This is a genomic window from Stenotrophomonas sp. STEN021, from assembly GCF_056760175.1.
Map to the genome: position 1 here is coordinate 1 of NZ_JBRREH010000058.1, position 22,838 is coordinate 22,838.

The window sequence follows — 22,838 nt, forward strand, 5'->3', positions numbered from 1 at the left end:
CGCCCCCCCCTGCCTCGGCTGGCGGGGCGCCGCGCCGCGCGGCGCGTGCTGTCGGGCCCGCGCCCCTGCCCCGCCCCCCCCCCCCCCCCCCCCCCCCCCCACTACAGGTGACGCCGTTCAGCGATCCAGCGCTTCGCGCAGCGGTTTGAGGAATTCAGCAGCCGCGGCCGCCGGATCAACGGTCTCAGCCATCGCAGAGACCAGCGCACTGCCAACCACCACGCCGTCGGCGTCGACCGCCATCGCCGCCGCGCTGGCCGCGTCCTTGATGCCGAAACCAGCCACTACCGGTGCACTGGAACGGCTGCGCAGCAGGCGCAGACGCTCACCGGCTGCGGAACTGTCCAGGCGCTCGGAAGCACCGGTCACGCCGGCAAAGCTGACGTAATACAGATAGCCCTGCGCCGCCTGGCACAAGCTGTCCAGGCGGGCATCACTGCTGGTCGGCGAGGCCAACAGGATCAAAGCCAGCCCAGCGGAGGCAAATACGGCACGCGGCTCATCAGCCTCTTCCGGCGGCAGATCAACCAGCAGAATACCGTCCACGCCAGCGGCCACCGCCTCCTCGGCATAACGCGCATAGCCGCGGATCTCGACCGGATTCAGATAACCCATCAGCACCACCGGCGTGGTGGCATCGGTCTGGCGGAAGCGCGCGACGGCATCAAGCACGTATTGCCGCCCCGCCCCGCGCGCCAGGGCCCGCTCGGAACTGCGCTGGATGGTCGGGCCATCCGCCATCGGGTCAGAGAACGGCACACCAAGCTCGATCACATCCGCACCAGCCTGGACCAGTGCATGCATCACCGGCACGGTCGCCTCAAGCGACGGGTCACCGGCGGTGATGAAAGGAATCAGCGCCTTACGACCGGAGGCGCGCAGGCGGGCGAAGCATTCGTCAATTCGGGTAACAGCCATCTCAGGCACATCCTTCAATCAGTTCGACCGCATCGGGCTGGCCCCAGTAAATGGAGGTAACCAGACCATCGAGTGTTTCCAGGCGCAGGGCCAGCTTCGCTGCCTTGTCGGTCCAGGTCAGGTAGTCGCCGTTCGGCGAGTTGTAGGCATGCGGACTGGTGACTACACCGGCCGGTAGACGTTGCTTGGCTTCGGTGACCGACATGCCTACCCACAGACCGAACGGCAGTGCCGCCGCACCGGCTGGCGCTGCGGCGACGTGTTGACCCGGATCACCGACAGCATCCACCTCGAAGCGGGCGATGCGGTCAGCGATCACCATCATCGACATGCCTTCAGGCAGGCTGCCCTTGTCGTAGTACTCGCAATCGCCTTCCATCGCCTCGCGCATCCCGGCCGAGACGAAGGCTTTGTCGCCCGGTGCCTTACCGAACGGGGCGCCGATGCGCAGCTCACCCACCTGGCTCAACTCGGCCGATGCGCTGACAGCAGGCTTTGCCGCCGGTGCCGGCGTTGCGGCGGGCGCGACAGTGCCGGCCGAGGGTGCTGCAGCTGCAGCCGCAGACTCCGACACCGGGGCAGACGGCGCGCACGCCACCGTTGCCGCAGCCATACCCAGCAACAACGGCGCGCGCAGCAAGCGGACGCATCGGTGGCCGGCCATCACAGCACCAGCCCTTCACGTGCGGCAATCGTATGCACGTCCTTGTCACCACGCCCGGACAGATTGCACAGCACCAGCGCGTCCTTGGGCAGTTCGCGCGCCAGCTTGATCGCATGGGCTACCGCATGGCTGGATTCCAGCGCCGGCAAGATGCCTTCGATGCGGGTCAGGCGATGGAAGGCCGCCAGCGCTTCCTCATCGGTGATGCCCACGTACTGGGCGCGGCCGGTATCGGACAGGAAGGAATGCTCGGGACCGACGCCCGGATAATCCAGGCCCGCGGAGATCGAATGGGTTTCGGTGATCTGGCCGTCGTCATCGCACAGCACGTAGGTGCGGTTGCCATGCAGCACGCCCGGCCGCCCGGCCGAGATCGAGGCGGCGTGGCGGCCGGTATGGATGCCGTCACCGGCAGCTTCGGCACCGTAGATCTTGACCTCGCGGTCGTTGAGGAAGGCATGGAACAGGCCGATGGCATTGGAACCGCCACCGACGCATGCGGTGATCGCATCAGGCAGACGACCGTAGTCCTCCAGCATCTGCGCACGCGCCTCGCGGCCAACGATGGCGTTGAAGTCCCGCACCATACGCGGGTACGGGTCCGGACCGGCGACGGTACCGATGATGTAGAAGGTGTCGCGCACGTTGGTGACCCAGTCGCGCATCGCCTCGTTGAGCGCGTCCTTGAGCGTGGCCGAGCCGCTGCTGACCGGCACCACGGTGGCACCGAGCAGCTTCATCCGGTAGACATTGATCTTCTGCCGTTCGATATCGGTGGCGCCCATGTAGACCACGCATTCCAGGCCAAGCCGCGCGGCAACCGTGGCCGAGGCCACGCCATGCTGGCCGGCACCGGTCTCGGCGATGATGCGGGTCTTGCCCATGCGCGCGGCCAGCAAGGCCTGGCCAATGGTGTTGTTCACCTTGTGCGCGCCGGTGTGATTCAGGTCTTCGCGCTTGAGCAGAATCTGCGCGCCGCCCACGTCCTTGCTCAGGCGCTCGGCGTGGTAGATCGGGCTGGGACGGCCAACGTAGTGCTTCAGGTCCTTGTCGTAGGCGGCAATGAAGGACGGATCAATCCGCGCCTGATCGTAGGCAGCCGCCAATTCCTGCAGCGGCCCGACCAGGGTTTCGGCGACAAAGCTGCCACCAAAGCGGCCAAAGTGCCCACGCGCATCAGGGAAGGCGTGGAAATCGGAGATCGACGGATCAGTCATGACGTCACGGCTGCAAGGAACAGGCAAGCACTCTAGCGCAGGGTCGATGACATAAAAATGGATAATTCAGCCACCACATGTTAGAAAAACTCACATGAAGACCAGTCAATCCCTGCCTTCGCTCAATGCCTTGCGTGCCTTCGAGGCTGCAGCACGGCTGCGCAGTGTCAGCCAGGCCGCCGCCGAACTGCACGTCACCCATGGCGCGGTGAGCCGGCAACTGCGGGCGCTGGAGGAAGAACTGGGACTGACCCTGTTTGAACGTGACGGCCGCGGCATCCGCCCCAGCGCCGCCGGCCATCGCTTGCTGGAAGCGACTTCCGGCGCGTTCTCGCAGCTGCGTGATTGCATTTCCTCACTGCGACGACCGCAGCGCAATGACGCCTTCGTGCTGGGCTGCCCTGGCAGCCTGCTTGCCCGCTGGATGATCCCGCGCCTGCAGGACCTGCAGCGTGACCTGCCCGGCCTGACCCTGCATCTGGCGGCACAGGACGGCGACTTCGCCCCGCGCCTGGATGGCCTGGATGCTGCGCTGATGCTCGGCCAGGCGCCATGGCCCAATGGCTGGCAGGTGCACGCGTTGGCGCCGGAGCGGATCGGTCCGGTGTTCAGCCCATCGATGCACGGCGCGCACGTATTGGCCCGGCAGCCTGTCGAAGCGGTGCGCGACCACTCGCTGCTGCATACGCGCTCGCGACCCCAGGCCTGGCCGGTCTGGGCCGCACGCAATGGCATTGATGCAGATGCGCTGACGTATGGGACCGGCCTGGAGCACCTGTATTACATGCTGGAAGCGGCGGTCGCCGGATTGGGCATCGCGATCGCACCGGAGCCACTGGTCGCCGACGATCTGGTCAACGGCCGCCTGATCGCGCCCTGGGGTTTTGTCGAGACGGAAGGTTGCTGGGCCTTGTGCACTACTGGCGACCAGCAAGACCCGCGTGTGGCTGCATTGGCGGATTGGCTGCGCAAACAGCTTTTGTAGGAGTTTCTGCTGGGCCTTTTGTGGGAACGGCGTCAGCCACGAAGCTGGCAATGCTGGAAAGGCCTGCAAGCCTCTCCTTGCCTTCGGCAAAAGGAGGGGCAACGGCGCTGGAACCTAACGCGCCCGCCTGGCGCCTTCAGTCCTGCTCGACATGCAGGTCGGCACGGCGCACTTCTTCGACGAACTGGCGCATCTTGTAGCCGTCCTTGATCCCCGGCGAGATCTCAATGCCGCTGGACACATCCACACCCCACGGCTGGGTGGCGAGAATGGCATCGTGCACGTTTTCCGGACGAATGCCCCCGGCCAGCAGGTACGGACGGTGCACGCCCGGCGGAATCTGCGACCAGTCGAACGCCACCCCGGTGCCACCGCTGCCGCCAGCCACATGGCTGTCGAACAGGAAACCGGCCGCATGCGGGTACATCTGCTGCAGGCCACGCGCGGTGACCTCGCTACGCCCGCCCATCGCAATCGCCTTCAGGTACGGCATGTTGAAGCTGCGACAGAACGCATCGTCCTCATCGCCATGGAACTGCAGCAGGGTTGGCCGCACCGCGCGCAACACCTCGCGGATTTCCTCACGATTGTTGTGCTGGAACAAGGCCACCACTTCCACCATAGGCGCGATTGCCTGGCGCATCGCACGCGCCTCCGATGGTGCAACCCGACGTGCGCTGCCCTTGGCAAAAATGAAGCCAACGGCATCCACCCCCAACTCACTGGCCAGGCGGATGTCACCGGCGCGGGTCATGCCGCAGAATTTGATGCGGGTACGAAACAGTGTACGGCTCACAGCGTCACCTCGTCCGGCAGCTTCCAGTGTTCAGGATACAGCGGTCCAACGAATACCAGGCCTTGTGGTGGCGCAGTTGGCCCTGCCAGATTGCGATCACGCCCTGCCAGCAACTCCCCGATCCAGCTTTCGGGCTTTTCCCCGGCGCCTACCATCATCAACGAGCCGACGATATTGCGCACCATGTGATGCAGGAAGGCATTGGCCTGAACCTCGACCTCGACCACTTCACCATGGCGATGAATGGCTATCGATTGCAGCTCGCGACGTGCATGCAAGGCCTGGCACTGCGCACTGCGAAACGCGCCGAAATCGTTTTCGCCAAGCAAGGACTGCGCCGCGCGATGCATGGCATCTGCATCCAGCGGCCGTCGATCCCAGCTCAGAATCTGCCGGTACAGCGCCGGCCGCACCTGTCGATTGAGGATGCGATAGCGATAGCGCCGCGCCTTGGCCGAGAACCGTGCATGGAAGTCATCCACCACCGGCACACACCAGCGCACACAGATTGATGGCGGCAGCCGCGTGGTGGTACCCAGTACCCAGCCACGCGGCGCGCGCTCGACATCGCTATCGAAATGCACGACCTGGCATTCACCGTGCACGCCGGCATCGGTACGCCCTGCACACACCACGCTGATCGGCGCATTGGCGACCGAGGACAACGCCTCCTGCAAGGTGGCCTGCACACTTGCACAGCCGTGCTCGCCAAGCTGTTGCCAGCCCTTGAACTCGCTGCCGTCGTACTCCACGCCCAGCGCATAGCGCATCATTGAACCTCTGATCTTGTTGGAGCCGCTGGCCCTGCGCGCAGCTCAGTCGCTGTCGCGTTCGGACCACACAGCCAGTTCGTTGCCGCCCGGCTCCAGGAACTGGAAACGGCGGCCACCGGGAAAGGTGAAGATCGGCTTGACCACTTCACCGCCCTGCGCTGCGATTTCAGCAAGCAGCGGGCTCAGTTGTGCGGCATACAGCACCAGCAGCGGGGCACCCGCACTCGCAGTAGCCGGGGTGCCACGAAAGAAACCGCCCTGCAGCTCACCGTCATCAAAAGCAGTGTAATCCGGGCCGTAATCTTCAAAGGTCCAGCCGAATACCTGCTCGAAGAAAACACGACTCGCCGCAGGGTCGCGCGAGGCGAATTCCACGTAGTCAATCCGCCGTTCGCGCTTCATTGCAGTTCTCCGTCAGGCCATGCGGCCAAGTAGTTCCAGCGCTTCACCGCGTGCCTGCGGATCAGCGCTGGCAGCAACTTCGTTGAGCAGGGTGCGCGCAGTCTCGGCATCACCCAGATCCAGATAGGCGATTGCCAACTCCAGCCGCTCACGCCCAGCAGGAGCCGGGTTCAACGGCGCAACCGCAACTGCAGCCACGTCACCAGCCAGCCAGCCAGCCTCATCGGCGGCAGCCGGCTCGGGCTGCGTCGGCGCAGGCTCGGCGATGACATCAAGCTGCCGCGAAGCTTCAAACAACAGTACCGGCTTGTGCGTGACGGCCGGCGCAGCAACCGGCAGCACCGGCTCCACGCGTGCGGGCGGGCTGGTCTTCAGCCATGCCGGCATCGGCTCCTCGTAGGGTTCAGGCTGCACTTCCGCAGCGACAGGTAACGGCTGGGTATCCTGCTCGTCCTGCGGGTCGAACTCATCCACTTCTGCCGTATGCAAGGGCGGCTGCACAGCAGCGGCACCCATCACCGGCATCGCTGCGGCAAGGTCTCCCGCTGCGTAATCAGCGCGCAGAGCGGCCGGCAGCGGCTTGCGCCGACGGCTCAGCACCCAGCCCAGCGCACCCAGCACCAGCAGCGCCAGGCCCAGCCAGATCCAGCCGAACGAACCGCCGCCATCGCGTTTGGCTGCCTCGCCCAACTGCTGCTGGGCAGCGGCCAGGTCCGAATCCTTCATCGCGATCAGCGACTGCTGCTGCTTCTGCAGCTTCTCCAGTTCGCCGACGCGATCGCGCAGTTCCTGCAGCTCCGCATCACGCGTTGCCAGCTCTTCCTTGGCTTGCTGCAGCTGTTCGTTGGCCAACATGTCACCCTCGCCACCGGCATCGAGTCCGGTCGTCATTCCAGCAGTCTGTTGTGCACCGGCCACGGCCGGGGCGATTTCCAGGCGTGCGCCGCTGGGGCCTGCGCCCGCCGATGCCGGCGTGGCGGCCTTGGCCGGTGCCACCGCTGCATCGGCAACCGCCGGCTGCGGAATCGGCGCGCGTGCCTGCCGCCACTGCGCGGCCTGGTCACGAACGATGGCGCGCGCCTCGGATGCATCCACCCGCGCCAGCTCTTCCTGCGCAGGGGTTCGCAGCACCGCACCCTGCTTGAGCAGGTTGATGTTGCCGCGGATGAAGGCTTCCGGGTTGGCGCGCATCAGCGCGACCATGGTCTGGTTCAAGGACGCGCCGCTCTCACGTGAAAGCTCGCGGGCGATCTGCGACAGGCTCTGACCACGCTTCACAGTGGCAAGCTGGCCGTCGCTGTTCATCACCGGCGCTGCCGCCGGGCGCGATGCTTGCGCCACAGCAACCGGCTGAGCCGGTGCGGGCACTGCTACCGGCGCGGCAGGTGCCGGCAACTCAGGCAGCGGCTCGGGCTCACGCACGATCAGATTCGATTGGGCCGCAGCCGGTGCTTCGATGACCGGTTCGGCCACCGCGGTTGCGGCTTCCGGTGCGGCGACCAGCGCCGAGTATTCGCGCACCAGCCGGCCCTGGCCCCAATCGACCTCGATCAGGAAACCCACCGACGCCACCTGCACCGGCGCGGCGCTGGTGACACGGATCACCGCGCGGCCGTCACGGTCCTGCGCAAACTGGAATTGCAGTTCTCCTACCAGTCCGGTCGGTGCAGCCAGGCCTACGCGCTCAAAGGTAGCCGCAGATGCCAGCCCCGCCTTGGCGTTGTCGAGCTCGCTCGCATCACTGGTAATGACCGGTATTTCAGCCAGCAAGGGCTGTCCCGGCTTGGACAGGACGCGGATATTGCCCAGCCCCAATGCCATTGCTGTGCTACTGAACAGCGCCAGGCCGAGAACCAGCACACCTTGTATTGAGCGCATCGCGCCCCCGCCCCTTGGTTTCATGGCGGCCAATATAACGGCTGACCCGGCTTTCGAACACCGCTGTACCGCCTATAAGCAACGACGCCGGCTTCACGCCGGCGTCGTTGGGGGCATCAGCCGCCGTTGGCGACCAGTTCGGCGACCTGCACCGCGTTGAGTGCGGCGCCCTTGCGGATGTTGTCGGCCACCACCCACATGTTCAAACCACGCGGGTGCGAGATGTCCTCGCGAATGCGGCCGACATAGACCGGATCGGTGCCCGAAGCATGGGTGACAGGCGTCGGATAGCCGCCGGCCTTGCGTTCGTCCACCACCTTCACGCCCGGCGCGGCGGCCAGCAGTTCACGCGCCTGCTCGGTGGTGATCTTCTTCTTCGTCTCGATGTTGACCGCCTCGGAGTGACCATAGAACACCGGCACACGCACCGCGGTGGGGTTCACCAGGATGCTGTCGTCGCCGAGGATCTTGCGGGTTTCCCAGACCAGCTTCATTTCCTCCTTGGTGAAGCCGTTGTCGAGGAACTCGTCGATATGCGGGATCAGGTTGAAGGCGATCTGCATCGGGAACTTCTTCGGTTCGATTTCCTGGAAGCCCAGCAGCTGTGCGGTCTGCTTGCCCAGCTCTTCCATGCCGGTCTGGCCAGCGCCGGACACCGACTGGTAGGTGGCGATGTTGATGCGCTCAATGCCGTACTCGCGGTGGATCGGCGCCAGCACCGGCATCAGCTGCATGGTCGAGCAGTTCGGGTTGGCGATGATGCCGCGCGGGCGGTTCTTGGCCGCTTCCGGGTTGACCTCGGACACCACCAACGGCACATCGTCGTCGTAACGGAAGGTCGACGAGTTATCGATCACCACCGCGCCAGCTGCGGCGAACTTGGGCGCGAATTCCTTGGAGATACCACCACCGGCCGAAAACAGGGCGATCTCCACGCCGGCCGGGTCGAACGTGGCCAGGTCCTGGATGGTGATCTTGTCGCCTTCAAAGTCGACCTGCTGACCGGCCGAACGCTCGGAGGCGAGCAGGGTCAGCTTGCTGATCGGGAAATTACGCTCAGCCAGGATGGACAGCATGGTCTGGCCGACAGCGCCGGTGGCGCCAACAACGGCTACGTGGAAACGACGGGCTTCATTGCTCATGGGGATACTCGAGATATTGGAGGGGGTAGACACACATCGAGCCAGGTTCGGGGAACCTCCAGCGCACAGCTGCCGAGGCTCCCTATCGTTTTTTGTCGTCGATTTTTTTGCCGGCCACGGCAATGCGCGCGGTGCCGTTGTTCAGCAGTTCGGTATTGATGACATTGGCCGGCTTGCCCGCGTCCGGGCCAATGCCCAAGCCAGCCAGCAGGTTGTCCACCGCCACCTGCACCATCGCCCGCCGCGTGGCCAGCGATGCGCTACCGATATGCGGGGTCAGCACGATGTTGTCCAGCGCCAGCAGTTCCGGGCGCACATTCGGCTCGTTCTCGTAGACGTCGAGTGCGGCCGAGGCCAAACGGCCATTGGCCAGTGCATCGACCAGAGCCAGCTCATCGACAATGCCACCTCGGGCGATGTTCACCAGTGTGGCGGTCGACTTCATCTTCGCCAGCGCGGCGGCGTTGATGATGTGGTGGTTCTGCGCGGTGTATGGCAGCACCAGAACAAGATGATCAACGCTGGCCAGTAGTTCATCGAAGCTGACATAGCTGGCGCCGACCGCCCGCTCCTGCTCGGCAGGCAGCTGCGAACGGTTGTGGTACAGCACCTTCATGCCGAAGCCGTGATGACCACGACGGGCTATCGCCTGGCCGATGCGACCCATGCCCAGGATGCCCAGCGTACTGCCGTGCAGATCGGCACCGAGCATGGTGGTGAACGACCACTGCCCCCACTTGCCATCGCGCAACCAACGGTCGGATTCGACGATGCGACGGGCGGCCGCCATCAGCAGCGAGAAACCGAGATCGGCGGTGGTTTCGGTAAGTACGTCAGGCGTGTTGCTGGCAAGAATGCCAGCGGCACTGAGCGCAGGGATATCGAGGTTGTTGTAGCCGACGCCGACGTTGGCGATCATCTTCAACGCAGGCGCATTGGCGATTTCCACCGCACCGATACGCTCGTTGAGGGTAAGCAGCACACCGTCCATACCCGCCAGATGCGCGCCCAAGGCGGCGCTACCGTGCTTGGTGACGGCAGGCGTGGCAACCACGTCGCAGTACGCCGCCAGCTGCGCGACGGTGTCGTCGAACAGGGGCTGCGATACCCAGACGCGGGGCCGCCGATCAGCCATCGAGCTGACCGGGAATGCGCGGGCTCATGTCGCCGACATCGCCACATTGACCGCGATGACGCATGGCCTGGTCCATCAGCACCAGCGCCAGCATCGCCTCGGCGATGGGCGTTGCGCGGATGCCGACGCAGGGATCGTGACGACCGGTGGTGATGACCTCGACCGCATTGCCGGTCGTATCCACGGTTGCGCCGGGCAGGCGCAGGCTGGAGGTGGGCTTGAGCACCATCGAGGCGACGATCTGCTGGCCGGTAGAGATACCACCGAGGATGCCGCCGGCATGGTTGGACTGGAAGCCCTGCGGGGTGATCAGGTCACGGTGTTCGGTGCCCTTCTGCGCCGCGCTGGCAAAACCGTCGCCGATCTCCACGCCCTTGACCGCGTTGATGCTCATCAATGCGGCGGCGATATCGCCATCGAGCTTGCCGTAGATCGGCTCGCCCCAGCCCGGCGGCACGCCATCGGCAACCACGGTCACGCGCGCACCGACCGAATCACCGGACTTGCGCAGCGCATCCATATACGCCTCCAACGCTGGCACCTGACTGGCATCGGGCCAGAAAAAGGGATTGTCTTCCACCGCGCTCCAGTCGAAACCGGCCGGGGTGATTTCGCCCAGCTGCGACAGGTAGCCACGCACCGTCACCCCGAAGCGCTGCAGCAGCCACTTCTTGGCAACCACGCCAGCAGCCACACGCATGGTGGTTTCGCGCGCCGAGGAGCGACCGCCACCGCGCGGGTCACGTATGCCGTACTTCTGCCAGTAGCTGTAGTCGGCATGGCCCGGGCGGAACTGCTGGGCGATGTTGCTGTAGTCCTTGCTGCGCTGATCGGTGTTGCGGATCAGCAGCGCGATCGGCGTACCGGTGGTGCGGCCTTCATAAACCCCGGACAGGATCTCGACGTCGTCGGCCTCACGCCGCGCCGAAGTATGGCGACTCTTGCCGGTGGCACGTCGCTGCAGGTCGTGGGTGAATTCTTCGGGGCTGATTTCCAGGCCGGGCGGGCAACCATCGATCACACAGCCGATGGCCGGCCCGTGGGATTCACCGAAGGTAGTGACGCGGAGGAGTTGTCCGAATGTATTCAATGCCGTTGTGCTCTTGCGGTTACGCCGGCCGTTGCCGTCATTCCGCAGAAGCGGAGTGACGGCAAAAGCGTGACTCAGGAACGTGCTGCAGCCAACTCGGCGATGCGCGCATGGTGCGCACGCAGCTCAGCCGCTTCGACAGCGAAGATGCCCATCTGCCCGACCTTGAACTCGATCCAGGACATGTAGACCTCCGGCAGCAGCTTGATCAGGTGCTGCTCGGAATCGCCTACTTCACAGATCAGCAGGCCGTCTTCGGTCAGGTGGTCCGGCGCATCGCGCAGGATCTTCAGCACCAGGTCCAGGCCGTCATCGCCGGCACGCAGGGCCAGGTCCGGCTCGTGCTGGTATTCCTTCGGCAGCGCATCGGTCTCGTCATTGGTGACGTAGGGCGGATTGGTGACGATCAGGTCGTAGACGCGGCCCTGCAGACCGGCGAACAGGTCGCTCTTGACCAGCTCCACGTTGTGGGCGAGCAGGCGCTCCTTGTTCTCCACCGCCAGCGACAGCGCGGCGTCATTGACGTCGCTGCCGTCTACCTGCCAGTTCGGGTAGTAATGGCCCATCGCAATGGCGATGCAACCCGAACCGGTGCACAGGTCCAGCGCGCGGTTGACGTCACGACCGGCCAACCACGGCTCGAAGCCGCTGAGGATCAGTTCGGCGATCGGCGAGCGCGGCACCAGTGCGCGCGAGTCGCTCTTGAAGCTCAAACCCGCAAACCAGGCCTCACCGGTCAGGTAGGCGGCCGGCTGGCGCTCGTCGATACGGCGCTGGAACAGCGCCAGCACCTGCTGCCGCTCTTCCAGCAGCACCCTTGCCGTGCCGTAGGCCGGGCCGAGGTCCGGCGGCAGGTGCAAGCTGTGCAGGGTCAGCTGGGTCGCCTCGTCCAGGGCATTGTCATAGCTATGGCCAAAGGTCAGGCCAGCAGCATTGAAACGGCTTGCGCCGTAGCGGATCAGATCGACGATCGTTTGGAGTTCAGCGGCCGCTTCGGCAGTCATGGCAATACGGAAATACTTGAAAGGTCTGCGATTATAGGCACCTGGCCGGTATATTGATTGCCAAGTTGCAGCCGAAACTTCGGCAATGGCCCTCCAAAGGGGCGCAAACGCCCGCCAAACGGCCGGGGTGTACGCCTGCAATCCCCTACACTCCCGTATCCCGCCCGCGGCGGACCTCCCGTCCCGCCGCCGTATCCGAACGGAAGCCCGCGCGCATGTTCAATCGAAATACCGGCATCATCCTGGCCATCGCCCTGGCCGCCGGCCTCGGCCTGCTGTTGGCGCAGAAGGTCTTCGGGCCCTCCAACAAGGGCACGGACGGCACCAGCAGCATCATTTTCTATGGCACCCCGCGCACCCTGCCGGAATTCGACCTGGCCCAGTCCGATGGCACCCGCCTGATCCCGGGTGAGCTGCGCGGCCATTGGACCCTGATATTCCTGGGCTTCACCTCCTGCCCGGATGTCTGCCCGACCACCTTGACCGAGCTGGCCCAAGCCCAGAAACAATGGGAAACCATACCCGACAGCCTGCGCCCGCGCGTGGTGCTGGTCTCGGTGGACCCCGAGCGTGACACCCCGAACCGCCTGGGCGAGTACGCCCATGCCTTCCACAAGGACACGATCGCCGCCACCGCCGACGTGCCATCGCTGGAGCGCTTTGCCACCTCGCTGGGCATGGTGTTCCAGAAGGCACCAGGCAAGCACTTCGAGCAGAACCCGGACGACTACAGCATGGACCACTCCGCCAGCATCGCCGTGCTCGACCCGCAGGGTCGGCTAGCCGGCCTGATGCGCCCCCCGTTCAACCCGCAGGCCATTGCCAGCGACCTGATCAAGCTCACCGAGAAAACCGCACCATGAGTCTGGTTACACGCCTCACCTATGTATTGCCGCACCGCCTGCTGTCGTCGATGGCCCGCTCGCTGGCCTATTCGCAGAACCCGCGCATCTCGCGTTGGCTGATCGACACGGTGTCGAGCAAGTTCAACGTCAACCTGGCCGAAGCGGCCAATCCGGACCCGCGCAGCTACCCCAGCTTCAATGCCTTCTTCACCCGTGGCCTGAAGCCGGGCGCACGTGTGCCCGCGGCCGACCCGCGCACGCTGACGATGCCGGCCGATGGCCGCATCAGCCAGCTTGGTCCGATCAAGGATGGCCGCATCTTCCAGGCCAAGGGCCAGTCATTCACCGCCGCCGAGCTGCTCGGCGATGCCGCCGATGCGGTGCCGTTCAACAACGGCCTGTATGCCACCGTGTACCTGTCGCCGCGCGACTACCACCGCGTGCACATGCCGTGGACCGGCACCCTGCGCGAGACCGTGCACGTGCCCGGCCGGCTCTTCAGCGTGGGTACCGATGCGGTGGCCAATGTGCCGCGCCTGTTTGCCCGCAACGAGCGCCTGGTCTGCCACTTCGACACCGATTTCGGACCGATGGTGCAGGTGATGGTCGGCGCTCTGCTGGTCAGCGGTGTCGAGACCGTGTGGAGCGGCGAGGAAATCCCTGCCTACGGCGACCGCATCACCCGCAAGGACTGGCGCGGCAAGGGCATCACCCTGGAGCGCTTTGCCGAGATGGCGCGCTTCAACTACGGCTCCACCGTGATCGTGCTGTTGCCGCCGGGTGTGGCCGACTTTGATCCCTCGCTGACGGCCGAGAGCCCGGTGCAGCTGGGCCAGGCACTGGCGAAGCTGCGCTGATAGCGGCGCCTCCGATTGTAGGAGCGGCGTGAGCCGCGAAGCAGATAGACCCTCAGATTGCAGAAACTCTGATCGCTGAAATCATCCCAGCTTCGCGGCTTACGCCGCTCCTACAAAACCAAACAAAAAAGGGCGCCTTCCGGCGCCCTTTCTGCTTCAACGACCGCAGCCTTCCAGCTTCAGGCTCTGCCCGGGTTTGAGTGCATAGGCCGGCGCGCGCAGGCCATTTGCGCGAGCCAACGCCGGCACTTCGCACTGGAAACGACTGGCGATTCCGCCAAGCGTGTCGCCCCTGGCAACCTTGTAGCTGCGTGCTGCCGGCCGACGCGCAGGTGCCGCCGGGCGTGGCGCCGGTGCGGCGACAGGTGCAACGGCCTGCGCCGCCTGCATCGCCTGCACATCACCCACCGCCACGCTGCCGGTGAAGGTCGCCGCCGATGGGCGCTTGATCGCGGCGTTCAGGTCCGCAGTGATCAACGCGCGCGCCAGATCGGCACGCGGACCACTCACGCAGTAGCGGTTGTACAACCCGGCAATGCGAGTGGTAGCGTTGATGGTGGTGCCGCCCGGAATCCAGCCATCCGCCTCGTAACGCGGATTGAGGTTGCGCAGCGCGCGCATATAGCCGTCGCGGGTGCCGGTGCTGCCCAGGCAGATGGTCAATTCATAGATGGTGGTCGATTTGGCCAGGCGGATCGTCGCCGGCTGCGCATTGAGCTTGGGGAACTCCACGCCGTATTGCTGCGGGTGCAGGAAGATCCATGCCGCGGCGATCACCATCGGCACGTAGTCCTTGGTCTCGCCCGGGAACTGGTTGTACGAGGTATCGGTCCAGAAGCTCTGGCCGCCAGTCTCGCGATAGATGCGCGCGGCACGGCCTTCACCGCCGTTGTAGGCAGCCAAGGCGTATTCGATGTTCTTGTTGAGCCCGCGCATACGCTCATTCATGTAGTCGGCACTGGCACTGGCGGCGCTGCGCGGATCAAAACGGGTGTCGAAGCCGGTACCGTCCGGGCCCAGCCCGAACCGCCGGCCAGTGGCCGGCATGAATTGCATCAGGCCCGCCGCGCCCACGCGCGAGGAGGCATGCACGCGACCATTGGACTCCTTGGCCATGATGCCGAACAGCAGCGCTTCGGGCAGGCCATCCTTCTCCCATTCCGGCCACATGACACCGCGCAGGTTCATGTAGTTCTCGTAGCTGGTCAGCAGCGAGGGACGCATATCGGTGAGCCAGCGGCGGATACCGGCCTGGATCGCCGGGTTGTACTCAACCATGTCGTCGAAGGCATGGCGATGATCGTTGAGCAGGGCCGCAGCGCGTGCCGCTTCAGGCACATCGGCAACCAGGGGCGCGATGTGGTCTGGATCGGCCTCCAATGGACCGCCATCTTCGCCTTCCGCACCACCATTGCTGTCTGCACGCTGTTTGAGCAGACGCTTGTAAGTGGCAAGCAGATTACTGACCTGGCAGCCCTTCTGGCCGATGCAGGCGCTGATCACGTCTTCCATGTCCTCCAGCGCGGCGTCGCCCTCACTGGTGCCCTTGGGGTCGGCATTGGCAACCAGCACCAAGGCATCGCTGTAACGCTTCTCCGCTGCGGTCATCCGCGCCTCGATGGCGTCCACCTTGACCTTGTCGCGGGCCGAAATTGCCTGGGCGGCTGGAACCACGGTCAACAGCGAAGTCGCAACCAACAACGACCAGGCACGAGCAGAAAACAGGGATACGGGCATCAGTAGCACTGCATAACAAAGGTGAGGCAGGGTAGCCGCCAGACAGACCCCGGGGCAACATTGCCACCGCAGCGATACAGTCGGCCGTTAGAATCCTTCCTTCATTCATCAATGAGTGCCTCCATGGACCCGATCCTGCTCGGCAAAGGCGTCACCGACGACATCGCCGTCACCCTGCTCCCGCGCTTCGGCAACCGTCACGGCCTGGTCGCCGGCGCCACCGGTACCGGCAAGACGGTGACCTTGATGACGCTGGCCGAGGGTTTCTCGCGACTGGGCGTGCCGGTGTTCATGGCCGATGTGAAGGGCGATGTGGCCGGCCTTGCCGTTGCTGGCGAAGGCGGCGAGAAGCTGGCCCAGCGCGCCGCCGAGATCGGTGTCGACGGCTTCGCCCCCGCTGCCAGCCCGGTGGTGTTCTGGGATCTTTACGGCAAGCTCGGCCATCCGGTGCGAACCACCGTCAGCGAGATGGGCCCTACCCTGCTCGCCCGCATCCTCGAACTCAACGACACCCAGTCCGGCGTGCTCGACATCGTGTTCAAGCTGGCCGACGACCGCGGCCTGCTGCTGCTGGACCTGGATGACCTGCGCGCCCTGCTCGGCCTGGTCGCCGAGGAACGCAAGGACATCTCCACCGAATATGGACTGGTGAGCGCGCAGTCGGTGGCGGCCATCCAACGCTCGTTGCTGCGCCTGTCGCAGGACGGCGGCGAAGCCTTCTTCGGCGAACCGGCGCTGGAACTGGCCGACATCATGCGGGTCAACCACGACGGCCGTGGCGTGGTCGGCATCCTCGCTGCCGCGCAGCTGATCCTCAAACCGCGCCTGTATTCCACCTTCCTGTTGTGGCTGTTGTCCGAGTTGTTCGAGCAGTTGCCGGAGGTGGGCGACCTGGAAAAGCCCAAGCTGGTCTTCATCTTCGACGAAGCCCACCTGCTGTTCGACGACGCCCCGCCGGCACTGGTACAGCGCATCGAACAGGTGGTACGCCTGATCCGTTCCAAGGGCGTGGGCGTGTACTTCTGCTCGCAGTTCCCAGATGACGTGCCGGGCAACATCCTCGGCCAGCTCGGCAATCGCGTGCAGCACGCGCTGCGCGCCTTCACTCCGCGCGACCAGAAGGCGGTCAAGACCGCGGCTGAAACCTTCGTGCAGAACCCCAAACTCGATGTGGTCGCGACCTTGTCACAGCTGGGCACCGGCGAAGCACTGGTCTCCACGCTGCAGGACAAGGGCATTCCCTCGCCGGTGCAGAAGACCCTGATCGCGCCGCCGCGCTGCCGGATGGGCTCGATCACCGATGCCGAACGCGCCCAGGTGCGTGCCAGCAGCCCGGTCGGCACCCGCTACGACACCGCCGTCAATCGCGAATCAGCAGCCGAGCTGCTGGCGCAGCGCGCGGAGAAGGCGGTCGAGCAGGCACAGGCCCCAACCGCCCGCAGCCGTCAGCAGGATGAAGAACAGGACAGCGGCTTCGGCCAAAGCATCAAGGACGCGATCTTCGGCACCAAGCGTCGGCAGGGCATGATCGAAACCATGGCCAAGCAGACCACGCGCACCGTCGGTACCAAACTGGGCAACCAGATTGTGCGCGGCATCCTTGGCAGCATCTTCGGCGGCAAGCGCTGAGGGTAAATTGCGGGTCGGCCCATTGCCGGCCCGCTGGCGCAGCAGCCACAATCAGCCTCTGACTCTGGGAGGAGTGTCATGGAAGACCGCAAGCGCAGTGCAGCCGCGCAGCGTCCGCAAGCATTCTGGCAACGACTGCCTGCGATCACGCTCTATCCTGTGCGTGGTCCGGCATTGTATTCGCTGATCACACTCACGCTTTGCACCTTGGTGACCTGGCTTCCGGCTATCGGCTGGCTGCTTGGCATCGTCACCTGGGTAGCAATCTACCGCTACGCCTTCGAGATCCTGCGCGAAACCGCCAACGGCCGCATGACCTCGCCAGAAAACACCCTCAGCAGCAGTGACGGCACGGTCATCCGGCTGCTCGGGCTGATGATCTTGATGGGTATCCTCGTGGTGACCGTGGCGGTCTTCACCGGCCCGGTGATCGGCCTGCTGGCACTCGGCGCGGTGGTCCTGCTGCAGCCCGGCTGCGTGATCTCGCTGGCGATGGATGGCAGCCTGCGCCACGCAGCCAATCCAGTCACCTCGATCACCATCGCCCTGCGCATCGGCTGGCCATATCTGGCTGCTTTCCTGCTGCTGTTCATCATCCAGGCCAGTGCCTTGACTGCTGGCCAATGGCTGCACGCCTTCATGCCAGCTGTAGCGGGCGAGCTGGTGCTCAATTTCTTCAGCATCTGGGGGCTGTTCACCACCTTCCATCTGCTCGGCTATCTCGTCTACCAGTACCACGAAGCGCTGGGCTTCGAGCCGGAGGGCGCACTCAACGCATTGTCGCGCCATGACCCTGATCAGAAGCTGCTGGACGAGGCCGAACACTTCGTCCGCGAAGGACAACCGGATGCCGCCCTGGATGCCCTGCGCGGTTCGGTGCGCTCACGCGCGGTCAGCCTGCAGGTGCATGAGTTGTACCAGCGCCTGCTTCGTCGCAAGGGCGCATCGGATGCACTGCGCGACCACGCCCGCCAGTACATCAACCGTCTGCTGATCGAGAAACAGGAACGTGAGGCGATGAACGTGCTGCGTGACATGCTGGAGATCGACCCGGACTTTACCCCGGCCGAACCGCAGCAGGCGGCGCAACTGGCCGAACGCGCCCGGCTCGGCGGCCAGCTGCAACTGCAGATGGATGCCCTGCGCGCGATGTTCAAGGCCTGGCCGCGTGCAGCAGAGGCACCGCAGTGGGCACTACAGGCCGCCTTGCTGCTTGGCGAACGCTACAACCGCGATGCCGAAGCATTGCAGCTGATCGATGAGGCACTGCAACGCTGCGAGGACGACGAGCAACGCCGCAAGCTGCTGGCCGCCAAGCAGGCCCTGCAGACCAGCCCAGCCTGAAACAGCTGGCAATCGCGCCACCTCATGTAGCGCGCGTAGCCAGGGTAGGCGCAGCCATGGTCACTGGCGGACAACCTGAAGTCCTCAAGACCCTCGCTTCCCGGGTTCGCTGTGCTTACCCGGGCCACGGATGGAGCTGCGCCATCGGTTCGAGGCGACAGGCCGCTCAGTCGTTCTCCAGCAGGAACCGCGCCTTGCCAGCTTGTGGCGTGGCTGCAAACCGCTGCTGCAGCAGCTCCAGCAGGCGCCGGCGTTGCGTATGCGCATGGGCCTCGCCGTGCCGCAAGGCCAGCCGCAACCAACCCTGCGCCTGCACCTCACCGGACAATTGAATGGCCTGTTCCCACACGGCTTCAGCCTCCTGCAGCCAGCCAGCCTTGAGGCAGCGTTCAAATGCGATCTGCGCCAGCTCGGCGACGCCACCATCGGCCAACAGCTGTTTCACAATGCCGTGCTGCGCGGCCAGGGCGGCCGCATCATCCGCATCCAGCCGCAATACATCCGCGGCACGCGCCCGCATCTCGGCGCTCTTGCCTGCATTGGCTGCCACCCGATAGCGCGCCAGCGCAACATCCAGCCGATGAGGCTGCTCGGCCGCCATTTCACCCAACACACGCTCGGCGGCGCCGTTCTCAAGACGGCCCATATAGTGCTGGGCCTGCTCCCAACGCTGATCATCGACCGACGCTTCGGTGTCGTCCGCCATGTAGTCTTCGCGGGTCTGCCGGGTCAAGACAAGCACGCCGCCCAGCAGCGCACCGCAGATGAGACCACCAGCATGCGCATCGAAGCCGATGCCGGCTTCATCATTGGTCAGCAGGTTGAACACCTCCCAGCCCAACCACAGCGGCAACAACCAGATCGCCGGCGCGCGCACGTAGTCGAAGATCACCCCGAACCAGTAGAAGAAGCGCACCGGGCGCATTCCCCAAACTACGCAGAACGCCCCCATCACCGCTGCGATCGCACCGGATGCGCCGAGTCCGCCACCGACGTCGCCCCAGCGCCACAATACGCTGGCAACGCTGGAGCCCACTGCCCCCAACAGATACAGGCCCAGAAAGCGCCAGCCGCCGAGCGCACCTTCCAGCAGCAAGCCCAACACCACCAGAAACAGCATGTTGCCCAGCAGATGCATCACGCTGCCGTGCAGGAACGCAGCCGACAGCAACCGTCGCGGCGACCATTCCGAACTGCGCAGGATATGGCGCAGGGTGAATACCCGGTCCAGCTGCGCCTGGTATTCGCGCCGCAACGGCGCCCAGGCAGCCTGCTGGTCTTCCGACTCAAACAAGTCGCCATCCTCCAGCGCCCGCTGGAACGCGACATCACTCAAGGTCGCCATGCCAACGTAGCCAGCTCGCTGCTCTGCAGGAATTGATTCCAGCTCGGCCAACGCATCAGCGCGTGCGTTCAAGCGCAGATGCTTCTCGTAGGCAGGCAGCTCGTACTCCGCCAGTCCCGACTGCTGGTACCAGTCCTGCGCCGCCTGCACCTTCTGCTCATCATCAGCCTGCAAGGCGAAAAACACGTAGACATTGATCAGCACCAGCAGCACGGTTACCAAGGGCAGTGTGCTCAGGTTGAGCGGCTTGTGCAGTGGCAGGATCAACATCGGCCGGACTTCCTTGTCAGAGTACGCGAAGCTTCAGCCATGGATTGGCCTTGTGCAAGCCAGCCCGGCTACCATGCCGGCATCCACGCACTACATGACCGCAATGAGCCGCTGGCGCCCCCCTGCAGAAAAAAGCACCGCCCTGATCACCGCGCAGGGCCACGCTCGGCTCAAGGCCGAGCTGGATGAACTGTGGCGGCAGCGTCGGCCGGAAGTGGTCAAGGCGCTGGCAGCAGCGGCCGCCGAGGGAGATCGCTCGGAGAACGCCGAGTACACCTACCGCAAGAAGCAGCTGGGCGAAATCGACCGCCGCGTGCGCTATCTGAGCAAACGACTGGAAGCCCTGCGCGTTGTCGACACCACACCCAGCGATCCGGAAGCCGTGTTCTTCGGCGCGACGGTGGAGCTGGAGAACGTCGATTCCGGCCAGACCGTTGTCTACCGGATCGTCGGCCCCGATGAAACCGACGCAGCGGCCGGCTGGATCAGCATCGACTCGCCACTGGCGCGGGCGTTGCTGAAAAAGCGCATCGACGATGAGTTCGCAGTGGAGCTGCCCAGCGGACTGACCCGCTTCGCGATCATCGATGTCAGCTACGGCTGACGCCAAGCGGCGTCGGATAAAGGCGACCTTCGCGTAGCGGGCGGAAGTAATCGGTCAATTGATAGAAGCCCGCGCCTTGAGAGGCATGCCAGCCAGGAATGCCGGCCAACGGTAGTGGCCGCAACTCGGCAGGATCGGCGAGCTGGCTGGCACCTTCGATTGCTGCCGCCACGGCGCTGACACAAGCCACATCGTCATCGCCGACGATCACCAGGCACTTTCCAACCAGCAGTCGCTCGGGCAGCAACGCCTGCTCCATCAGCGCATGGCCAATCACCGCGCAGACGACGATATCGCCTTTGTGCCATCCGCTCTGGTTGAACAGCGTTGACCAGTCGTGCCGGTCCCAGGCCGACAGCAGGCTCGCATCGCGAACACGCACGATCACTCCGGTTTCATCGAACTGGGTCAATGCGGCCTGCGCGCGATTGCGTTGGCTTGGCCCCATCGCTGCGATATGCCGACACTGCTGCGCATTGAGCGCATGTTTGATCGCAGGGTAGCGCGCCCACACCATCGCGTTGAACAGGTCGTGCCAACTCTGTTCGCGGGTGGCGATACGGCCCTGTGCAATACGTTGCTCGTAGTGCAGGTCGTCAGCCAGCAATACCTCGTCCTGGGCGACAAAGCGCTTGCCCTGCACGGGCAACTGCACATTGAGTGCATCGATGTCCGGCCAATCAGCAGCCCGCATCAACGCCTCGAAATCACGGAAGTCCGCGAACAGCGGATGATCAAAACACCTCAGCTCAACCTGCCCGCGCAGCGGCGCTGCAAAACGACGCCGGCCCACGCCGGCATCGCTTGCAGCCGGTGCTGTGGTCACAGCACCTTGAGGTCGAACGGCGCCGCCTTGGCATCGATCAGGGCGTCGCCAAACAGATCGTGCTCGTCGCTGTCGGTGATCTCGACGTTGACGAAGTCACCGACCCGCAGCTTGGCCTCATCGGCATTCTGGATATGCACCAGACCGTCGATCTCCGGCGCATCGGCCTTGGAGCGTGCAACAGCGATGCCGTCCTCGATGCCGTCAACCAGGCATTGCTGAACGCTGCCGATCTTGGCTTCGAGCTTGGCAGCCGAAATGGCGGCCTGCTTTTCCATGAAACGGGCCAGTCGCTCCTGCTTCACTTCTTCCGGCACCGGGTCCGGCAACTGGTTGGCCGTTGCACCTTCCACCGGCGAATAGGCGAAGGCACCGACGCGGTCGAGCTGGGCGGTGTCGAGGAAATCCAGCAGCTGCTCGAACTCGGCATCGGTTTCGCCCGGGAAGCCGACGATGAAGGTCGAACGCACGGTGATGTCCGGCGCGATCTCACGCCAGCGCAACACCCGCTCCAGGGTTTTGTCGACCGCACCCGGACGCTTCATCAGCTTGAGGATGCGCGGGCTGGCGTGCTGGAACGGGATGTCCAGGTAGGGCAGGATCTTGCCCTCGGCCATCAACGGCACCACGTCGTCGACGTGCGGGTACGGATAGACGTAGTGCAGGCGGGTCCAGGCATCGAGCTCGGACAGGCCTTCGCACAGCGCCTTCATACGTGTGGCGTATTCCTTGCCGCGCCAGGTGCCCGGCGCGTACTTGCGGTCCACGCCATAGGCCGAGGTGTCCTGCGACACCACCAGCAGCTCACGCACACCACCCTTGACCAGACGCTCGGCCTCGCGCAACACCTCATCAACCGGACGCGAGACCAGGTCGCCACGCATCGAGGGAATGATGCAGAAGCTGCAGCGGTGGTTGCAGCCTTCGGAAATCTTCAGATAGGCGTAGTGACGCGGGGTCAGCTTGATGCCGTAGTCGGGCACCAGGTCCACGAACGGGTCGTGCTTGGGCGGCAGTGCGGCATGCACCGCTTCCATCACCGTGGTGTAGTCCTGCGGACCGGATACCGACAGCACGTCCGGGTAATGCTCGCGGATCATGTCGCCCTTCTTGCCCAGGCAGCCGGTGACGATGACCTTGCCGTTCTCGTTCATCGCCTCGCCGATCGCGTCCAGCGATTCGGCCACGGCCGAGTCGATGAAGCCGCAGGTATTGACCACCACCACATCGGCCGAATCGTAGGACGGCACGATGCTATAGCCCTCCACCCGCAGCTGGGTGAGGATGCGCTCGGAATCGACTAGGGCTTTCGGGCACCCAAGCGAAACAAACCCTATACTTCTACGATCCGACACAGTGATACCTGGCGCTATGGCT

Annotated in this window: 20 protein-coding genes and 1 pseudogene; 6 read left to right on the top strand and 15 right to left on the bottom strand. The window is 64.7% G+C overall.

Annotation, left to right across the window (positions count from 1 at the left end):
- Positions 1-117: 117 nt before the first annotated feature.
- Genes trpA through trpB form a run of 3 tightly spaced genes read right to left on the bottom strand, consistent with a single transcriptional unit; the run spans position 118 to position 2,799 of the window.
- Positions 118-918, bottom strand: coding sequence for a tryptophan synthase subunit alpha (gene trpA, locus ACVOL0_RS13135; RefSeq protein WP_481549478.1), 801 nt, complete (start codon positions 916-918; stop codon positions 118-120).
- 1 nt (position 919) lies between these two features.
- Positions 920-1,582, bottom strand: a complete 663-nt coding sequence (locus ACVOL0_RS13140) for a hypothetical protein (protein ID WP_481549479.1) — start codon at positions 1,580-1,582, stop codon at positions 920-922.
- Entirely contained in the window at positions 1,582-2,799 is a 1,218-nt protein-coding gene (gene trpB / locus ACVOL0_RS13145; RefSeq protein ID WP_303749611.1) for a tryptophan synthase subunit beta, read from the bottom strand. Before trpB ends, ACVOL0_RS13140 begins: the two co-directional genes overlap by 1 nt.
- A 94-nt stretch (positions 2,800-2,893) precedes the next feature.
- Between trpB and ACVOL0_RS13150 the strand changes: the two genes are divergently transcribed.
- Positions 2,894-3,784, top strand: coding sequence for a LysR family transcriptional regulator (locus ACVOL0_RS13150; RefSeq protein ID WP_481549480.1), 891 nt, complete (start codon positions 2,894-2,896; stop codon positions 3,782-3,784).
- Positions 3,785-3,920: 136 nt separating this feature from the next.
- Here the strand turns inward: ACVOL0_RS13150 and ACVOL0_RS13155 are convergent, their stop codons facing one another.
- From ACVOL0_RS13155 to prmB, 8 genes and pseudogenes are all read right to left on the bottom strand, one after another.
- The gene (locus tag ACVOL0_RS13155; protein WP_481549481.1) at positions 3,921-4,580 is read right to left on the bottom strand and encodes a phosphoribosylanthranilate isomerase; all 660 of its coding nucleotides are present in this window, start codon (positions 4,578-4,580) and stop codon (positions 3,921-3,923) included.
- On the bottom strand, positions 4,577-5,350 hold the full coding sequence (truA, locus tag ACVOL0_RS13160; protein ID WP_481549501.1) for a tRNA pseudouridine(38-40) synthase TruA: 774 nt from the start codon (positions 5,348-5,350) through the stop codon (positions 4,577-4,579). The genes ACVOL0_RS13155 and truA overlap by 4 nt, the downstream gene beginning before the upstream one ends.
- 45 nt (positions 5,351-5,395) lie before the next feature.
- Positions 5,396-5,755 carry a VOC family protein gene (locus tag ACVOL0_RS13165; RefSeq protein ID WP_481549482.1) on the bottom strand — a complete coding sequence of 120 codons (360 nt, stop codon included), beginning with the start codon at positions 5,753-5,755 and terminating at the stop codon, positions 5,396-5,398.
- 12 nt (positions 5,756-5,767) lie between these two features.
- On the bottom strand, positions 5,768-7,633 hold the full coding sequence (locus tag ACVOL0_RS13170) for a type IV pilus assembly protein FimV (RefSeq protein WP_481549483.1): 1,866 nt from the start codon (positions 7,631-7,633) through the stop codon (positions 5,768-5,770).
- A gap of 116 nt (positions 7,634-7,749) precedes the next feature.
- Positions 7,750-8,775: an aspartate-semialdehyde dehydrogenase gene (locus tag ACVOL0_RS13175; protein ID WP_481510087.1), complete on the bottom strand. Its 1,026-nt coding sequence runs from the start codon at positions 8,773-8,775 to the stop codon at positions 7,750-7,752.
- A gap of 168 nt (positions 8,776-8,943) precedes the next feature.
- A pseudogene (locus ACVOL0_RS13180) lies at positions 8,944-9,910 on the bottom strand (2-hydroxyacid dehydrogenase); the annotation flags it as partial.
- Positions 9,903-11,000 (bottom strand): chorismate synthase, encoded by a 1,098-nt coding sequence (aroC, locus tag ACVOL0_RS13185; RefSeq protein ID WP_481549484.1) that lies wholly within the window; start codon positions 10,998-11,000, stop codon positions 9,903-9,905. The pseudogene ACVOL0_RS13180 and the gene aroC, both read right to left, overlap by 8 nt.
- A gap of 74 nt (positions 11,001-11,074) precedes the next feature.
- The gene (gene prmB, locus ACVOL0_RS13190; protein ID WP_282266609.1) at positions 11,075-12,004 is read right to left on the bottom strand and encodes a 50S ribosomal protein L3 N(5)-glutamine methyltransferase; all 930 of its coding nucleotides are present in this window, start codon (positions 12,002-12,004) and stop codon (positions 11,075-11,077) included.
- Between the two features lie 215 nt (positions 12,005-12,219).
- Here prmB and ACVOL0_RS13195 point away from each other — a divergent pair, with 215 nt between their 5' ends.
- Together ACVOL0_RS13195 and asd are read left to right on the top strand one after the other, a co-directional pair.
- Positions 12,220-12,867, top strand: a complete 648-nt coding sequence (locus tag ACVOL0_RS13195) for an SCO family protein (RefSeq protein WP_481549485.1) — start codon at positions 12,220-12,222, stop codon at positions 12,865-12,867.
- The gene (gene asd, locus ACVOL0_RS13200; RefSeq protein ID WP_481549486.1) at positions 12,864-13,706 is read left to right on the top strand and encodes an archaetidylserine decarboxylase; all 843 of its coding nucleotides are present in this window, start codon (positions 12,864-12,866) and stop codon (positions 13,704-13,706) included. Before ACVOL0_RS13195 ends, asd begins: the two co-directional genes overlap by 4 nt.
- Positions 13,707-13,862: 156 nt before the next feature.
- On the opposite strand, the gene ACVOL0_RS13205 is transcribed toward asd, so the two are convergent.
- Positions 13,863-15,443, bottom strand: coding sequence for a transglycosylase SLT domain-containing protein (locus tag ACVOL0_RS13205; protein WP_481549487.1), 1,581 nt, complete (start codon positions 15,441-15,443; stop codon positions 13,863-13,865).
- A gap of 123 nt (positions 15,444-15,566) precedes the next feature.
- Between ACVOL0_RS13205 and ACVOL0_RS13210 the strand changes: the two genes are divergently transcribed.
- Both ACVOL0_RS13210 and ACVOL0_RS13215 read left to right on the top strand, forming a co-directional pair.
- Positions 15,567-17,072, top strand: coding sequence for a helicase HerA-like domain-containing protein (locus ACVOL0_RS13210; RefSeq protein ID WP_481549502.1), 1,506 nt, complete (start codon positions 15,567-15,569; stop codon positions 17,070-17,072).
- Between the two features lie 78 nt (positions 17,073-17,150).
- Entirely contained in the window at positions 17,151-18,416 is a 1,266-nt protein-coding gene (locus ACVOL0_RS13215; protein WP_481549488.1) for a tetratricopeptide repeat protein, read from the top strand.
- A gap of 166 nt (positions 18,417-18,582) precedes the next feature.
- On the opposite strand, the gene ACVOL0_RS13220 is transcribed toward ACVOL0_RS13215, so the two are convergent.
- The gene (locus ACVOL0_RS13220) at positions 18,583-20,031 is read right to left on the bottom strand and encodes a rhomboid family intramembrane serine protease (protein ID WP_481549489.1); all 1,449 of its coding nucleotides are present in this window, start codon (positions 20,029-20,031) and stop codon (positions 18,583-18,585) included.
- Between the two features lie 103 nt (positions 20,032-20,134).
- On the opposite strand from ACVOL0_RS13220, the gene greB reads away from it, so the two are divergent.
- Positions 20,135-20,635, top strand: a complete 501-nt coding sequence (gene greB, locus ACVOL0_RS13225; protein ID WP_481549503.1) for a transcription elongation factor GreB — start codon at positions 20,135-20,137, stop codon at positions 20,633-20,635.
- On the opposite strand, the gene ACVOL0_RS13230 is transcribed toward greB, so the two are convergent.
- Both ACVOL0_RS13230 and rimO read right to left on the bottom strand, forming a co-directional pair.
- The gene (locus tag ACVOL0_RS13230) at positions 20,622-21,461 is read right to left on the bottom strand and encodes a DUF3025 domain-containing protein (RefSeq protein ID WP_481549490.1); all 840 of its coding nucleotides are present in this window, start codon (positions 21,459-21,461) and stop codon (positions 20,622-20,624) included. The genes greB and ACVOL0_RS13230 overlap by 14 nt on opposite strands.
- Positions 21,458-22,816 carry a 30S ribosomal protein S12 methylthiotransferase RimO gene (gene rimO, locus ACVOL0_RS13235; protein ID WP_481549491.1) on the bottom strand — a complete coding sequence of 453 codons (1,359 nt, stop codon included), beginning with the start codon at positions 22,814-22,816 and terminating at the stop codon, positions 21,458-21,460. Before rimO ends, ACVOL0_RS13230 begins: the two co-directional genes overlap by 4 nt.
- Between the last annotated feature and the right edge of the window lie 22 nt (positions 22,817-22,838).

Bases quoted from the DNA above. Each gene is read 5' to 3' on its own strand.
- trpA (WP_481549478.1), bottom strand. From the start codon at position 918: ATGGCTGTTACCCGAATTGACGAATGCTTCGCCCGCCTGCGCGCCTCC.
- ACVOL0_RS13140 (WP_481549479.1), bottom strand. From the start codon at position 1,582: ATGGCCGGCCACCGATGCGTCCGCTTGCTGCGCGCGCCGTTGTTGCTG.
- trpB (WP_303749611.1), bottom strand. From the start codon at position 2,799: ATGACTGATCCGTCGATCTCCGATTTCCACGCCTTCCCTGATGCGCGT.
- ACVOL0_RS13150 (WP_481549480.1), top strand. From the start codon at position 2,894: ATGAAGACCAGTCAATCCCTGCCTTCGCTCAATGCCTTGCGTGCCTTC.
- truA (WP_481549501.1), bottom strand. From the start codon at position 5,350: ATGCGCTATGCGCTGGGCGTGGAGTACGACGGCAGCGAGTTCAAGGGC.
- ACVOL0_RS13165 (WP_481549482.1), bottom strand. From the start codon at position 5,755: ATGAAGCGCGAACGGCGGATTGACTACGTGGAATTCGCCTCGCGCGAC.
- ACVOL0_RS13170 (WP_481549483.1), bottom strand. From the start codon at position 7,633: ATGCGCTCAATACAAGGTGTGCTGGTTCTCGGCCTGGCGCTGTTCAGT.
- ACVOL0_RS13175 (WP_481510087.1), bottom strand. From the start codon at position 8,775: ATGAGCAATGAAGCCCGTCGTTTCCACGTAGCCGTTGTTGGCGCCACC.
- prmB (WP_282266609.1), bottom strand. From the start codon at position 12,004: ATGACTGCCGAAGCGGCCGCTGAACTCCAAACGATCGTCGATCTGATC.
- ACVOL0_RS13195 (WP_481549485.1), top strand. From the start codon at position 12,220: ATGTTCAATCGAAATACCGGCATCATCCTGGCCATCGCCCTGGCCGCC.
- asd (WP_481549486.1), top strand. From the start codon at position 12,864: ATGAGTCTGGTTACACGCCTCACCTATGTATTGCCGCACCGCCTGCTG.
- ACVOL0_RS13205 (WP_481549487.1), bottom strand. From the start codon at position 15,443: ATGCCCGTATCCCTGTTTTCTGCTCGTGCCTGGTCGTTGTTGGTTGCG.
- ACVOL0_RS13210 (WP_481549502.1), top strand. From the start codon at position 15,567: ATGGACCCGATCCTGCTCGGCAAAGGCGTCACCGACGACATCGCCGTC.
- ACVOL0_RS13215 (WP_481549488.1), top strand. From the start codon at position 17,151: ATGGAAGACCGCAAGCGCAGTGCAGCCGCGCAGCGTCCGCAAGCATTC.
- ACVOL0_RS13220 (WP_481549489.1), bottom strand. From the start codon at position 20,031: ATGTTGATCCTGCCACTGCACAAGCCGCTCAACCTGAGCACACTGCCC.
- greB (WP_481549503.1), top strand. From the start codon at position 20,135: ATGAGCCGCTGGCGCCCCCCTGCAGAAAAAAGCACCGCCCTGATCACC.